The organism is Geothrix sp. SG200, assembly GCF_022808935.1.
GTDB lineage: Bacteria > Acidobacteriota > Holophagae > Holophagales > Holophagaceae > Geothrix > Geothrix alkalitolerans.
This window is the reverse complement of the sequence record NZ_JAKZFR010000006.1, coordinates 1-14,322: the sequence shown is the minus strand read 5'-3', so window position 1 is coordinate 14,322 and position 14,322 is coordinate 1. Positions and strand designations below refer to the sequence as shown.

General features: G+C 68.3%; 15 protein-coding genes and 1 tRNA gene. 11 read left to right on the top strand and 5 right to left on the bottom strand.

Translation table 11 applies throughout. The features are described from left to right. Window positions 1-5 precede the first annotated feature (5 nt). From ML539_RS12035 to murJ, 8 genes are all read left to right on the top strand, one after another. Window positions 6-383: a DsrE family protein gene (locus tag ML539_RS12035; RefSeq protein ID WP_243324164.1), complete on the top strand. Its 378-nt coding sequence runs from the start codon at window positions 6-8 to the stop codon at window positions 381-383. Between the two features lie 70 nt (window positions 384-453). Next, the gene (locus ML539_RS12030) at window positions 454-1,392 is read left to right on the top strand and encodes a pyridoxamine 5'-phosphate oxidase family protein (protein WP_243324162.1); all 939 of its coding nucleotides are present in this window, start codon (window positions 454-456) and stop codon (window positions 1,390-1,392) included. A 114-nt stretch (window positions 1,393-1,506) separates the two neighbouring features. Then, a complete protein-coding gene (ribH, locus tag ML539_RS12025) occupies window positions 1,507-1,995 on the top strand; it encodes a 6,7-dimethyl-8-ribityllumazine synthase (protein WP_243316997.1) in 489 nt (162 codons plus the stop codon). Continuing rightward, window positions 1,996-2,463, top strand: coding sequence for a transcription antitermination factor NusB (gene nusB / locus ML539_RS12020; RefSeq protein WP_279341638.1), 468 nt, complete (start codon window positions 1,996-1,998; stop codon window positions 2,461-2,463). A gap of 69 nt (window positions 2,464-2,532) precedes the next feature. Beyond that, window positions 2,533-3,126, top strand: a complete 594-nt coding sequence (gene accB / locus ML539_RS12015) for an acetyl-CoA carboxylase biotin carboxyl carrier protein (protein ID WP_243324154.1) — start codon at window positions 2,533-2,535, stop codon at window positions 3,124-3,126. Between the two features lie 2 nt (window positions 3,127-3,128). Further along, a complete protein-coding gene (gene accC, locus ML539_RS12010; RefSeq protein ID WP_243324153.1) occupies window positions 3,129-4,559 on the top strand; it encodes an acetyl-CoA carboxylase biotin carboxylase subunit in 1,431 nt (476 codons plus the stop codon). Window positions 4,560-4,780: 221 nt separating this feature from the next. Continuing rightward, a tRNA-Thr gene (locus ML539_RS12005) sits at window positions 4,781-4,856 on the top strand. A gap of 89 nt (window positions 4,857-4,945) precedes the next feature. After that, the gene (gene murJ, locus ML539_RS12000; RefSeq protein WP_243324151.1) at window positions 4,946-6,547 is read left to right on the top strand and encodes a murein biosynthesis integral membrane protein MurJ; all 1,602 of its coding nucleotides are present in this window, start codon (window positions 4,946-4,948) and stop codon (window positions 6,545-6,547) included. A 45-nt stretch (window positions 6,548-6,592) separates the two neighbouring features. Here the strand turns inward: murJ and ML539_RS11995 are convergent, their stop codons facing one another. Continuing rightward, a complete protein-coding gene (locus ML539_RS11995) occupies window positions 6,593-9,310 on the bottom strand; it encodes an alpha/beta fold hydrolase (protein ID WP_243324149.1) in 2,718 nt (905 codons plus the stop codon). A 144-nt stretch (window positions 9,311-9,454) separates the two neighbouring features. Between ML539_RS11995 and dtd the strand changes: the two genes are divergently transcribed. Next, a complete protein-coding gene (gene dtd, locus ML539_RS11990) occupies window positions 9,455-9,889 on the top strand; it encodes a D-aminoacyl-tRNA deacylase (RefSeq protein ID WP_243324147.1) in 435 nt (144 codons plus the stop codon). Here dtd and ML539_RS11985 read toward each other — a convergent pair. Then, a complete protein-coding gene (locus ML539_RS11985) occupies window positions 9,873-10,730 on the bottom strand; it encodes a phosphatase PAP2 family protein (protein WP_243324145.1) in 858 nt (285 codons plus the stop codon). The genes dtd and ML539_RS11985 overlap by 17 nt on opposite strands. Next, the gene (locus ML539_RS11980; protein WP_243324144.1) at window positions 10,727-11,605 is read right to left on the bottom strand and encodes a 2-oxo acid dehydrogenase subunit E2; all 879 of its coding nucleotides are present in this window, start codon (window positions 11,603-11,605) and stop codon (window positions 10,727-10,729) included. Before ML539_RS11980 ends, ML539_RS11985 begins: the two co-directional genes overlap by 4 nt. A gap of 113 nt (window positions 11,606-11,718) precedes the next feature. On the opposite strand from ML539_RS11980, the gene ML539_RS11975 reads away from it, so the two are divergent. Together ML539_RS11975 and ML539_RS11970 are read left to right on the top strand one after the other, a co-directional pair. After that, window positions 11,719-12,483 carry a hypothetical protein gene (locus tag ML539_RS11975; RefSeq protein ID WP_243324142.1) on the top strand — a complete coding sequence of 255 codons (765 nt, stop codon included), beginning with the start codon at window positions 11,719-11,721 and terminating at the stop codon, window positions 12,481-12,483. Window positions 12,484-12,495: 12 nt separating this feature from the next. Next, entirely contained in the window at window positions 12,496-13,035 is a 540-nt protein-coding gene (locus tag ML539_RS11970; RefSeq protein ID WP_243324141.1) for a hypothetical protein, read from the top strand. Window positions 13,036-13,062: 27 nt separating this feature from the next. On the opposite strand, the gene ML539_RS11965 is transcribed toward ML539_RS11970, so the two are convergent. Together ML539_RS11965 and ML539_RS11960 are read right to left on the bottom strand one after the other, a co-directional pair. Further along, a complete protein-coding gene (locus tag ML539_RS11965; protein WP_243324140.1) occupies window positions 13,063-13,758 on the bottom strand; it encodes an alpha/beta hydrolase-fold protein in 696 nt (231 codons plus the stop codon). A 96-nt stretch (window positions 13,759-13,854) separates the two neighbouring features. After that, the coding region (locus ML539_RS11960; RefSeq protein WP_243324139.1) for a YceI family protein at window positions 13,855-14,322 on the bottom strand (468 nt) is incomplete at its 5' end.

Here is a 14,322-nt window from a genome sequence, read left to right as displayed (position 1 = left end):
CTCTCATGACCAAGACCGCCATCGTCCTCTTCTCGGATCCCAAGGTTGGATCCGAGGAGGCCTTGGGCCGCCTCTTCAACGCCCTTTTCCTGACCTACGACCTCAAGTCGCGCGGTGAGGAGGTCGCCCTCATCTTCCAGGGCGCCGGTACCCGCTGGGCCGCCGAGGTGACCAAGACCGACCATCCCGCCGGCCCCCTCTTCCGGGCGGTGCAGGACAAGGTGGCGGGCATCTGCGGAGGTTGCGCCGATGTGTTCGGCACCACGGAGGAGGCCCAGGCCACAGGTCTGCCCCTCGGTCGCGATCTGCAGATTCCTGGCGTGGGCGGGGTCATCAGCCTGGGTGACTACCTCGTCAAGGGCTATCGGCTCGTGACCTTCTAAGGCACGCGAACCCCGCGGAGGATTCACCGGCCCGACGCCTTCCGGGGCGCCGGGCCCAGGAGGAGGAGCCATGACTCATCCAGGCCCTTTCCATGAAGGTGAGCTCAAGGTCCAGGCCCGGGCCGGCGAACGCCACACCGCCGTGCTCAACGGACGCATGATTCAACCCCGCGTCATGCCTCAGGCCATTCCCTTTGTTGCGCGTCAGCCCTGGGCCGTCCTCGGTGGGACCGACGGCCAGGGCCGCCTGTGGTGCTCGATCCTGATGGGTCGTGAAGGCTTGGCTGAAGTTTCAGTGGACGGAGCTGAGGTGGGGTTCGATCTGACGCATGCGCCCGTTCATCCCGCGAACCCGTTGTTGACGGGGATCTCCGTGGGCCAGCCCCTGGGCGCGCTGTTCATCGAGCTCGTCACGTGGCGGCGACTTCGGGTGAATGGGCGCGTCGCGGTGTCGGATCCTCATCAGGTTCGCCTGACCGTCGAGGAAGCCTTCCCCAATTGCCCCAAATACATCCAGAGGCGGGCCCCCGCCGCTGCCCAGGGCGCCATACAGGCGGTTTCGGAATCGCGATCAGGCCTTGTCCTCGGAACCTCGGAACAAGCCCGCATCACCGGCGCCGACACTCTTTTCCTGGCCACGATGCATCCGGATCGCGGGGTAGACACCTCCCACCGGGGTGGGCAGCCGGGCTTCGTGGAAGTCCTCGACGAGCGCACCCTGCGATTGCCGGACTACCCCGGCAACGGACTGTTCCAGTCATTCGGAAACCTGGCCGTGGACGCGCGGCTAGGGCTGGTGGTTCCCGATTTCGACTGCGGCGACCTTCTGCACCTCACCGGCACCGGCGAGGTGGTGTGGGATGCACCGAGCGCTGGGCGCGCCGAGGTGGATTCGGCCGCGGCAACGGGGCGATCCCTTCTCATCCGCGTAAATGCCTGGATCCTCACGCCACCCATGAATGGCGCCGCGGCCTGGGATTTCATGGAGGCGTCACCGTTCAATCCATAAGAAGAGACCCTCCGAGGAGAGGACGGCAGCGGGAGAGACCTGCGGAATCTCTACTTGGCCCGCTCTCGCACCGTGTTAGACTCTTCCCCTTCAACCACCTTTCGGGGGGTTCCCATGGGGATCTTTGAGGGCCACATCCGCGTCCACGACGGCGACCGCTTCGCCCTGGTGGCCTCGCGCTGGAACGACTTCATCGTCGACCGCCTCATCGAGGGCGCGAAGGACTGCATCCTTCGCCACGGCGGCCATGAAGACCAGATGGACCTCATCCGCGTCCCCGGGAGCTTCGAGCTGCCCCAGGCGGCCAAGCTGGCGGCCCAGAGCGGCCGCTACGCCGGCGTCATCGTCCTGGGCTCGGTGATCCGCGGAGGCACGCCCCATTTCGACATGATCGCCGCCGAGGTCACCAAGGGCGCCGCCCAGGTGGCCCTGGACACCGGCCTGCCGCTGTCCTTCGGCGTGCTGACCACCGACAGCGTGGAGCAGGCCATCGACCGGGCCGGCGCCAAGATGGGCAACAAGGGCTGGGAGGCCGCCCAGAGCGTCCTCGAGATGGCCGACCTCGCGCACGCCCTCAAGGCCGGAACGAAGGGACGCAAGTAGATGGGAGTTCGCCGCCGGGGGCGCGAGTACGCCCTTCAGATGTTGTACGCCATGGACCTCACCGGCTACCAGCCGGACCAGGTGTTCGCCGGGTTCTACGCCATCCAGGACCTGAACCGGGATGCCTTCTACTACGCCCGGCGCCTGGTGGACGGCGTGTACGGCCACATGGAGGAGATCGATGACGTGCTGGCCAAATACGCCGAGCACTGGAAGATCCACCGCATGGCGGCCGTGGACCGCAACCTGTTGCGCCTGGGGCTCTTCGAGCTGATGTACGTCAAGGAAGTGCCCTTCCCCATCGTCATCAACGAGGCACTGGAGATCGTGAAGGAATTCAGCGACCAGGAAGGCACGCAATTCCTCAACGGCATCCTGGATGCCGCGCGCAAAGAGTTCCGCCCCGAAGAAACCGGCCCCCGGCTGCGCAAGAAAGCCGTGGCCGCCGATCCGCCGGAAGAATCGTGACCTGACCCTGTCCGGCTGGTTTGCTATGCTCGTTCCCTTCCCCAGCCTGATCCGACCGTTGGAGCATTGATGAGCACCTCACGCAAGAAATCCGCTGTAGCCAAGAAGCCCGCCCTGGCCCCCAAGGCCGCCCCCTCCAAGGCCACGCCCAAGGCAGCGGCCCCCCGGACCGCCCCCGGCGCCTCCCTGGGCCTGGAGGAGATCAAGGCGCTCATCGCCCTGGTGGGTCGCGAGCCCTTCCAGGAATTCGAGTTCGAAGCCGGCGACATGCGCTTCCGCATCCGGAAGGACGGCCCGGCTCCTGTCGTCCAGGCCACCCCCATGGCCGCCCCTCAGATGGTGGTCGCCGTCCCCGCGGCCCAGCCCTCCCCCGCCGCGGCGGTCCCCGCGGCCCAGCCGGCCGTCCCCGCGGATGAGCCCGGCATCCACTACGTCACCAGCCCCATCGTCGGCACCTTCTATCGCGCCTCGAACCCCACCGCCGCGCCCTACGTCTCCCCCGGCGATTTCGTGAAGCCCGGCCAGACACTCTGCATCGTCGAAGCCATGAAGCTCATGAACGAGATCGAGTGCGACGTCTCCGGCGAGGTCGTGAAGGTGCTGGTGGAGAACGGCACCCCCGTCGAATACGGCGAGCGCCTCTTCGCGGTCCGGATCGGTTAGCCATGGCCTCCGCCATCAAGCGCAAGGGCTCGCAGCCCGCACCCACCGCGCCGGACGAGCCGCCGTTCAGGAAGATCCTCATCGCCAACCGCGGCGAGATCGCGCTCCGCGTGATCCTGGCCTGCAAGGAGATGGGCATCCAGACCGTGGCCGTCTACTCCGAGGCCGATCGCAACGCGCTCCACGTGCGGTTTGCCGACGAGGAGGTGTGCATCGGCCCCCCGCCCTCCTCCAAGTCCTACCTGAACATCCCCCAGGTCATCGCCGCCGCAGAGGTCACCGGCGCCGAGGCCATCCACCCCGGCTACGGGTTCCTCAGCGAGAACGCCCACTTTGTGGAAGTCTGCCAGGCCTGCGGGATCACGTTCATCGGACCCAACGCCGAGATCATCCGGAAGATGGGCAACAAGGCCCAGGCCAAGGCCACCATGCTGGAGGCGGGGGTTCCCCTCATGCCCGGCAGCGACGGCATCATCGAGACGGTGGAGGAGGCCCTGGTGGTGGCCGAGCAGATCGGCTACCCCGTCATCGTGAAGGCCAGCGCCGGCGGCGGCGGGCGCGGCATGCGCATCGTCAACTCCCCCGAAGAGCTGCCGGACCTCTACAACACCGCCCGCAGCGAGGCCAAGAGCGCCTTCGGCGACGATGCTGTCTACATGGAGAAGTACCTCCTGGAGCCGCGCCACATCGAAGTCCAGATCATGGGCGACCTCTTCGGCAACGTGGTGCACCTGGGCGAGCGCGAGTGCTCCATCCAGCGCCGCCACCAGAAGCTCATCGAGGAGAGCCCCAGCGCGGCGCTGACGCCGGAACTGCGCCAGCGCATTTGCGACACCGCCGTGAAGGCGGCCCGGGCCGTGGGCTACTACAATGCCGGCACCATCGAGTTCCTCCTCGACAAGCGCGGCGACTTCTTCTTCATGGAGATGAACACCCGCGTGCAGGTGGAGCATCCCGTCACCGAGCTGGTGACAAGCATCGACATCGTGAAGGAACAGCTCCGCGTCGCCGCCGGCCAGAAGCTCAGCTTCCGCCAGGAGGACGTGATCCAGAAGGGGCACGCCATCGAGTGCCGCATCAACGCGGAAGACCCCTTCAAGTTCACGCCCTGCCCCGGCCGCATCAGCGCCCTGCACTTCCCCGGCGGCCCCGGCATCCGCGTGGACACCGCCATGCACCAGGACGCAGTCATCCCGCCCCACTACGACTCCATGGTGGCCAAGCTCATCGCCTACGGCGCCGACCGCACCGAGGCCATCGCCCGCATGCGCCGCGCCCTGGACACCCTGGTCATCGAGGGCATCAAGACCACCGCCCCCCTGCACCGCCGAATCATGGACCACCCCGACTTCATCTCCGGCGCCTTCTCCACCAAGTGGATGGAGACGTTCATGGAAGACCTGAAGCGGAACCCGGTCGGGGATCCGCGCTAACGGGTCGCGAGGGACGCTGCCGTGCAGCGTTCCGAGCGGGGGCCCGTCCGCGGATCCATAACAACCAGGTCGGCCCCAGTCTTCTGGCCGATCGCAAGGCAGGCGACTGAAGGCCGCTTGACAAGCGGGGCCCCGTCCGCGGATCCATAACAACAAGTTCGGCCCCAGCCTCCCTCGGCGCCGTTCAGGAAAGCCGCAAAACCCGATAGACTGGACCTCGTGCCGCTATAGCTCAGTTGGTAGAGCGCCCGCCTTGTAAGCGGATGGTCGTTGGTTCAATTCCGACTAGCGGCTCCAGTCTTTCCGGACCCAGTTCCACGGTTCGGCTTCCCAGGCGGTTCCTTCACCGCAGACAACGCGGAGAGCGCAGAGGAAAGACGCTCACGATGACCGAGCCGCCCCCCACCCGTCCCAGCCTGCTCCGCTCTGCGGGGGTCGTGGGCTTCATGACGCTGCTGAGTCGCCTCACGGGGCTGCTCCAGACCTTCTTCCTCAGCCACGTGCTGGGGGCGGGCGCGGCAGCGGACGCCTATGCCGTGGCCTTCCGCCTGCCCAACCTCCTGCGCCGCTTCACGGCCGAGGGCACCATGACCGCTGCCTTCCTGCCCACCCTGGCGGAAGCGGAGACCGCCGAGGGCGAGGCAGCCATGCGGGCCGTGGCGGCGCGCTTCCTGGGCACGCTGCTGGCCATCCTGCTGCTGGGCGTGGTCCTGGTACTGCTGCTCATGGGGCCCCTGGCAGGCCTGCTCATGATGGGGCGCCCCGAAGCGCAGGGCGAGCTCACTACGAAACTGGGGCGCATCATGTTCCCCTACCTGGCCCTGGTGAGCCTCACGGCGGGCTTCGCGGGCCTGCTGAACCTGCGGCACCGCTTCGCCCTGGCGGCCGCCGTCTCGATCTTCTGGAACGTGGCCTTCATCGGCTTCGGCTGGACGGCGCTCCGCGTGCTGGAGCGCTCGGCGCGAGTTCCCTACGAGACGGTGGCGGTCGTGTGCGCCCTGGCTGTGCTGGCCGGGGGCGTGCTCCAGCTCCTGGTGCTGCTGCCGGCCATCCGGAAGGAGGGCTTCGGCCTCTCCTTCGGCCTTCACCTGCGGGACCCCTGGGTGCTCAAGACCCTGCGCCGCATGGGGCCAGGCCTCCTGGCAGCCGGGATCTATCCCATCAACGCCCTCATCAGCGCCATGCTGGCCTCCTTGCTGCCCAACGGCGCCCAGATGGTGCTCTACAACAGCGGCATGATGGGCGAGATGGTGCTGGGCCTCTTCGCCATGAGCCTCGCCACCGCGGGCCTGCCCACCCTCTCCCGCCAGGCCGAGGCCCAGGACTGGGCAGGCCTGAATCAGAGCCTCACCCAGTCCATCTCTGCCTCGGCCCTCCTGGTGTTGCCGGCTTCCGTGGGCCTGGCGGTGCTGTCGCGGCCCATCTGCGCCCTGCTCTTCCGCACCGGTGCCTACACGCCGGCGGCTTCTGACTGGACGGCCCTGACGCTGGTGTTCCAATCCGTGGGGCTGGTCTTCGTGGCGGCCCAGCGGCTGGGCAACCAGGCCCTCTACGCCCTCAAGGACTACCGGGGGCCCGCGGTCCTGGCGGGCGGCACGCTGCTGCTGAATGTGGCCCTGAGCCTCGCCCTGCTGCGCCCCCTGGGCACCGGCGGCCTGGCCCTGGCCAACGGACTGGCGAGCCTCGCGGGCCTGCTGGGCGTCCTGCTGCGCTTGCGCCCGCGCCTGCCGGGCCTGGACCTGCGCCCCCTCCTGAAGGCCACCTTCCACGCCCTGGCCGCCTCGATCCTCATGGGCCTGCTGGCCTGGGCGGGGGCGGGCCTCTTGGGGATGGACGCCCCTCATGCGTTCCGCCGGGCAGGCCTGGCCCTGCGGTTGCTGCCCCTCATCGGCGCCTGTGCGGCCGCCTACGGCCTGGCCGCCGTGGCCCTCGGCCACCCCGAGGCCCGCGACCTGTCCGGCAAGATCCTGCGGAAGGTGCGGAGATAGAAAGGGCCGGGCAGCGGCCCGGCCCTTTCCATCGCCTGCCGGCCTTCAGTTCTGCAGTTCCACCGTGATCACGGCGCCGCCCATCTGGGGGCCCGTGGCCGTGGTCTTGATGACTTTCCGGCTGGCGGTGTCCACCCACAAGGTGGTGTTGCCAGGCTCGCCTTCGGCGGAGGTGAGCTCCACCTTCCAGGCCTTGAAGCTGCCCGCGGGCACCTTCAGGTCCTCCTGGCCCAGCACCTTGGCCTGCTTGAGCTGGACCTTCTGGCGCTGGAGGTCCACATTGCGGAAGGTGACGGTGTAGCCCTCCGCCAGGGGCAGGCAGGCCAGGGCGTCCTCGGCGCCAGAGCCCTCGGCGTAGGCTCCGCCGCCCAGCTCGATGGTGAAGGGCTTGGCGGCGCCGCCCATGGCCATGGAGCCCGTGGCCTTGGCGCCCTCGTAGGACACCTCGATGGCCACGGGGCCCTGCTTCACCTGGCGCTTCAGGGGCACCAGGCTGTCCTTGGCCATGGTGGTGGTGTCCACCGCCTCCCCGCCTGGCAGCTTGGTGGCATCGGTCACCACCCAGGAGCCACCCTCCTCTTTCACCGTGCGGATCATGGTGATGGCCATGGAACGCGGTCCCATGGCGAAGGTGCCGGCATAGGTGAAGGTGCCGGCCGTGGGCTTGGCGACGGGCTTGGGAATGGTCACGGACGCCGCGTCGGCCTTCTTCGCCAGCACCACGGTCTTGGGATCGACGGTGATCTCCGGCAGGCGCTTCATGACATCGGGCTTGCCACCTTCCTGATGGCGGCCCTTGAGGTACTTGGCCAGGAAGGTCTCTGCAGCGGCGAACATGGCCTGGTTGTTGACGGGCCTGGCGAAGCCGTGGCCTTCGTCCGGCGCGCACAGGTACTCCACGGGGAAACCGCGATCCCGCAAGGCGATGACGATCTGGTCGCTCTCGGCCTTCTTCACGCGGGGATCATTGGCGCCCTGGATGACCATGAGCGGGGTGTGGATCTTCGCCGCGGAGTTCAGCGGTGACTGGCGCTCCAGCTGCTTCTTGCCCTCGGGAGTGTTGGGGTTGCCCATGCGCTCGTGGAAGACGATGCGGCCGGCCTCCCAGTAGGGCGGGATGGTCTCCAGCAGGGTCAGCAGGTTGGAGGGGCCCACGATGGACACGGCGGCGGCGTAGAGGTCCGGCGTGAAGGCCACGCCGGCCAGGGTGGCGTAGCCGCCATACGACCCGCCCAGGATGCCCACCCGCTTGGGATCGGCAATGCCCTGGGCCACCAGGTGCTTCACCCCCCAGGTGAGGTCGTCCTGCATGAGGTCGCCCCACTGCTTGTTGCCGGCATTGAGGAACGCCTTGCCGTACCCGGTGGAGCCCCGGAAGTTGGGCTGCAGCACGGCGTAGCCGCGGTTGGCCAGGAACTGGGCCAGGCTATTGTAGCCCCAGCTGTCCCGGGCCCAGGGGCCGCCGTGGGGCACCACCACCAGGGGCAGCCCCTTGGCAGGCACGCCCTTGGGCAGGCTCAGGTAGGCGGGGATCTCCAGGCCGTCGCTGGACGTGTAGCGGATGGGCCTCATGGCGACGAGGTCCTGCCGGGGCAGGTCCTTGCGGGAGACATATTCGAGGCTCAACTTCTTGGTGCGGCGGTCGAAGAGGTAGCGCGTGCCGGGATCCCGGTCGCTGGTGCTCGTCACCATCACCAGCTGCTCATCGGTGGTCATGGAGCCCAGGCTGATCTCCCGCCCGGGCAGCTTCTTCTGCAGCAGCTTGTAGTCCGCCTCCCAGGCCTTGTCCTTCCAGTAGATCCGGGTGCGGTCATCGTCGTAGGTCGTGGCGATCAGCTCGTCCGTCAGGTCGGAGAACACGGCTGACCCGAAGTCCACGCGGCCCTTGGGGTCGGATTCGAGCTTCTCCTCCTTGCCGGTGGCGGGATCGAAGAGCACCAGCTCCGAGAGGTTCCGGGCGCCCTTGTTCGTCTCCAGGTAGACCCGCTTGCCGTCCTTGTGGAAGTTCACCGGCGCCGCGGATTCGAAGACCGAGCACTCGTAGACCGTCTTGAAGCCCTCGGGATCCACGCGGAGGATCTCGGTGTCGCCCTTGTCGGTGGTGCGCAGGGCCAGGCGCAGGTTCGCCTGCTTGTCGAAGACCCAGCCGGCGATGCGCTCGGTGTTCTTTCGCACCAGCGTCCGCTCACCCGTGGAGATCTTCACCTTGTAGACATCGTGCCAGGCGGCGTCGCGGTCGTTGAGGCCCACGTAGATCGTGTCGGGATCGGCTTTGGGCACCGCGTAGATCATGGCGCGGGCGCCCTTGGCCGCCGTCAGGTTGCGGGCCTCGGGGACCTCCTTGCCGGCCGCGGCGGGTGCCGCCGGGTCCACGGCATAGACGTTGTAGTTCTCGTCGCCGTCCTTGTCCTGAACGAAGAGGATCTGCTTGCCGTCCCGGCTCCAGAAGAAGGCCGGAATGGGGCGCTTGGGATCCGCGGTGATCAGGTGTCCCTTTGCGTAGGGCTCCCCCACCTTCTTGACCCAGATGTTGCGGGTCTCCTTGTACGGCTTGAGGAAGGCGATCCACTTCCCGTCGGGAGAGATCTGGGCCGCGGCGATCTCGGGATTGCCGAAGAACTTGTCCCGGTCGATGAGGGGCGGCAACTGGCTCTTTTTGGCCGCGGCAACCGGGGCCTTGGCCCCCTGGGCGGCCAGGGGCAGCGCCAGAGCCAGGACAAGGCCAGACCACAGGAGGCTGGACAAGGACACATGACGTTTCATGGGCTCGAGCTCCTTGGAAAGAATGGGTGAGAAACCCAGGTTACGCCGAAGCCGACCTGAGGGTTGAGCATGAATGCGGCCGGCTGCGGATCCACCCGATGACCCGGCCCCTCCGCCATGGCACAGTTCGGAGGGGGGCATGCCATGAAAGCCGTCATCCAGCGCGTGAAGCGGGCCTCGGTCCGATGCGGAGAGCTGGAGGCCGCCATCGGGCCCGGCCTGCTGGTACTCGCGGGCCTCGAGACCGGGGACACGGAGGAAACCTGCGCCTGGGCGGCTGCCAAGATCGCCTCCCTGCGCGTCTTCGAGGATGATGCCGGGAAGATGAACCTCGGCCTTGCCGACGTGGGCGGCGAGATCCTCGCCATCAGCCAGTTCACGCTGGCGGGCAGCATCGCCAGAGGCCGGCGGCCCTCCTTCGATCAGGCCATGGCCCCGGATACCGCCCGGTTGCTCTTCCGGAAGTTCCTCGACCAGCTCAAGGCCCAGCACCCCCGCGTGAAGTCCGGCTTCTTCCAGGAGCACATGGAAGTGGAGCTGGTGAACGATGGGCCCGTGACCTTCATCCTCGAGCGGTGAAGGGCCTCGCCAGCCACCCCGAAAGTGGTCCGGCGAGCGTCAATGTCAGGCCTGCGAGCAGGAGGCCCGCCGCCACATCCACCACGTAGTGCACGCCGATGTAGACCGTGGCGAAGACCACGGCCAGGGCCCAGACCCAGAGCAGCGGCGCCCAGCGCGGGAAGGGCCGCGTGGCCAGCAGGGCCGGCAGCACGGAGAGGGCCGTATGGCCACTGGGGAAGGCGTCCAGCGTGGTGGATTCGGCCCCGTGAAGGAAGGCGCGGACGGCCTGGGAGACGGCGCCGCCGCCCAGCTTCGCGGCCGCGAGCGCCTCCGGCACCCTCGGGCCTTCCGCGGGCCAGAGGAAGTAGCCCAGGAAGGACAGGTAGAAGCCCAGCAAGATCCGGAAGGCGACCCGCTCGAAGCCCTCCGGGCCCAGCCGCCGCCAGGCCTGGACCGCCACCGTGATGGGCAGGAAGTAGAAGCTGGCGTAGGCGAGGTAGACCAGGTCCGTGAAGGCCGCGGGCCGGCCGAAGGCGCCGTGCCAGGCCATGGCGAGGCGGCCGAACCAGCGGGCGTCGGCGGCGGCGAGCGCCACGTCCCAGCGGTGGACGTTGACCGCCACCACCAGCGGCTGGAGGAGCAGGAACACGAGGAGCACCACCAGGATCGGCAGGAAGTCACGCAGCACCGCGCCCGCCTTCCCCGTCACCCGACCCACCAGCAGGAGGGCCACGAGCAGCCCCGCGAACGTGGCGCCACGGGGGATGCCCCCTTCGGGCCGCGCCAACACGATGAGCAGCAGCAGGCCCGCCAGGACCAGGGTCGTCAGCCGCTCGGAGGGCCGCAGGGCGGCGATCATGATATCGGCGCCCCCGGATCCACGCCCGACCAGACGGGTGTTCCCTCCGGCGGGCCCAGCCAGCGGGCCGGATCCTCGAGGATCTTCTGCACCAGGGCCAGGGAGCGGGCGCAGGAGAAGGCGTCGTCGATGCGCTCGTCGAAGGTCCAGCGCACGGACAGGGCCTCCTCGGAGGTCGCGCCGTCCCGGCCGGCGAAGACCGCGCGGCGGGGGGCCGACACGGCCCCGAAGATGGAGACGGTGCCGTATTCGTACAGATGGTGGAACACGTCGGAGACGCCCACGGAGCCCAGGTTGGCGAGGAAGATCGTCGCGTACATGGGGTCGTCCCGGATCATGAACCCGGGAAAGAGGTTCCAGCGGTCCAGCCATCGCGCGAGGGCCACCAGCCCGCGCACCAGCGGGCCAGGAAGCCGCATGATCAGCGCCACTTCCTTGTCCACGGCGCAGTCCTTCTCCCGCGCCTCGTCCACCCGCGTCGAGATGCGCCGGGAGAAGTCCGGGAAGCTCTCGCCCTTGGGGCACGCCAGCTTCACCGTGACATCGGCTCCGTCATCCGTGAACTCACGCTTGGCCACGAAGGAGATGGACACGCCGCGGCGCTGGTAGATCCGTCCGCCCGAGACGAACCGGTTCAGGCGCGGGCGGGCCTCGAGCGCCACCGCAGTGGCGTACGCCACCAGGTGGAAGAGCGTGGCGCGGGGATGGTGGGTGCGGTTGTAGGCCTTGAGCCAGACGCGCGCGGCCGCGATGCGGTATACGGATTCCTGGTAGACGCAGCTCTCGTTCCGGCCCCGCATGAGGTAGGGCATGATGCGCCGCACGGGAGCCTCGCCGCGGATCAGATCGCCATCGGGACGGGAGAAGAGGGGCATGGACCAGGGTTGTCATCCGGGCCAGCCCTGTCAAGACGACCCATGAATCCTCTTTTCACATTGACACGTGTCCGAGCCGGGATTATCCATGGGGCACCTTTTCCGGTGAGCCCATGACGACGCCCTTCGCACGCCTCCGCCTGCCCGCTTCCGGCCTGCCCATCTCCACCCTGCTTGGCGCGGCCCTCCTCCTGACGGGAGCGCCAGCCGCCACCCAGGAGGCGGCGCCCTGGACCATGACGGTCTACCTCCAGCAGAGCTGGCCCAAGCAGACGGAGACCAACCGCCAGATCAAGGACATCAACGCGGCCACGGGCCAGTCGTTCAAGACCTGGGACGACGTGGCCAACCTCAACCTGGGCCTGCAGGCCTTCCGGGACCTGGATCCCCGCTGGAAGGTTGGGCTCGAGCTGGACTATTCCCGGGGCAAGATCGATGGCGCGGCCACCGTGGACTCACCCGCCGGCCCCGCCACCCTCGCCTTCGAGCAGAAGTACACGGTCTACGCGGACCTTCTCGTCCTCGCCCAGTTCCGTCCCCTGGGCACAGAGCGCCGCTGGATCCCCTTCCTCCAGGGCGGCCTGGGCGTGGCCTACGAGAAGGACCGCACCAGCCTGACGCTGCGCAACCCCTACCTGGACGAGACCCTGCTCCACGTGAACAACGACGGATGGTTCCCCATGTACACCTTCGGAGTCGGTGTGGACGTCTACTTCTCCGAGAAGCGCACCTGGTACGCCGAGGCCGGCGTGAGCTACACCTGGGCCCGCCTCAAGCACGACGTCGCCGCCAGCGGCTCCCTGGCCCCGCCCACGGTCACCGCCGACACCGACTCCACCGGTCCCAACGTATGGCTGGGCGTCGGGCGGCGATTCTGAGCAGGTGGGCCGATGCCCCGACGCGTCCTCATATGGCTGGTGATCCTGCTCCTGGGGCCGCCCTTCCTCCGGGCGCAGGAGTTCAGGGTAGGAGCGGGCGTATTCCTGCTGGCCGAACGGGGCCAGGACTTTCAGATCAGCTTACGGCCGGCCGCGAGCCCCTGGCAGGTCGGCTTCCGGCACGTCCAGTGGCGGGACCACTTCAATGATCCCTTCACCGGCCGCAGGCTGACGGAAACGACGGAGACCCGCAGCGGCCCCCTCGTGAACTACCTTTTCAGCCCCCAGTCACCGGGCAGCTGGTACCTCGGCGGTGCGGTGTTCCGCTGGTCCAAGCGGGAGGAATCCCTGATGACCGGCGAGGTGAGCCGGGCCGCCACCACAGCGCCCTTCATCGGAGGGGGCTATACCCGGGTCCTGGGCCGCCATGGCTACTTCAACCTGGGTCTCTACCTCAGCCCCGGCGCCGAGCTATCCACCAAAACCAGCGTCAGTTCTGAGGACGACAGCGGCGCCTTCGACATCCAGATCCAGCTCGGGGCCCGGTTCTAGGCCGCTTCGAAGCGGCACGCACCGAGGTCAAGCAGCTCCGGCCAGCCCGCCGATCCAGGCGAGGACATCGGCCCGCATCTCGGGGTTAATGGTGTGTCCGGCCGGATAGAGGCGCGTGACGTGGGGTACACCCAGGTCCTCCAGCCACTGATCGGCCCGCCGGGCCCAGGTCATGGGCAGGGTGTGGTCCCGCTCGCCGTGGCCGATGAAGGCGCGCAGGTGCGCCAGCCATTCCCGCCTGGCGATCCGGGGCTCGAGCTCTGGCAGGATGCGGCCCGAGAGGATGGCGAACCCGCCCACGCGCTCAGGGGCGCTGAGGGCCACGCTGGCGCTCATGATGCCGCCCTGGCTGAACCCGGCGAGGACGGTCCGGCGCGCCTCCACCCCGTAGTCGGCCTGCAGGTGGTCGACGAGCCGGATGAGCGCGTGGCGGCTGTCCTCGGCTTCGCCTGCGGCGATCTTCGGGCCCTCCGCGGTGAACGCCACGCGGAACCAGCCGAACTGGCCGGGCCCGAGCGGGAGGCGGCTGCGGACCAGCACCACCAGGGTGTCCGGAGCCAGGCCGGCCGCGAGGTCGGCAAGGTCCGTCTCCCGGCCCCCGACCCCGTGCAGGAGCACGACGAGGCCCCGGGGCCGGTCGGGTTGGGGCTGCATCACGCGGTAGGCCAGGCCTGAAGCGGCGTCCTGCTGCAGAGGACCTGGGGAAGGGAGGGATGGAGTCATGGCGGAACCTCCGGGAAAGAAGGGCAGAACGGCCCGCCTCCGGCCGCTCCAGGGGAACGGCCGGAGGCGGATGGGGACAGCGCGATCGGAATCGGCTTACTTCTGGGCGATCTGGGCGACCTTGCCGGCCTCGGCGTTCAGGCTGACGGCGACGGTCTCGCCGATGACGCCGGGGAAGGTCTTGATGCCGTACTCGTTGCGGTTGAGGCTGAGGGCGCCGTCGATGAAGCCTGCCACCACGCTGCCGGGCGCCATGCCGGGCTGGGTCCCCGCGTTGGTGATGGGGAAGGTGATGCGCTTGGTCACGCCGTGCAGGGTGAAGTCGCCGGTGATCTCCAGCTTGCCCTTGGCCACTTCCTTCACGGAGGTGCTCTTGAAGGTGATGGTGGGGTACTTCGCCACGTCGAAGAAGTCCGGGGACTTCAGGTGCTTGTCGCGGGCCTCGTTGTCCGTGGTCAGGCTGGCGGCGTCGATGGTGACGGCCACGCTGGACTTGCTGATGTCGGCGGTGTCGACCTGGATGGTGCCTTCGAACTTCGTGAAGCGGCCGCTGACCTTGGCGAG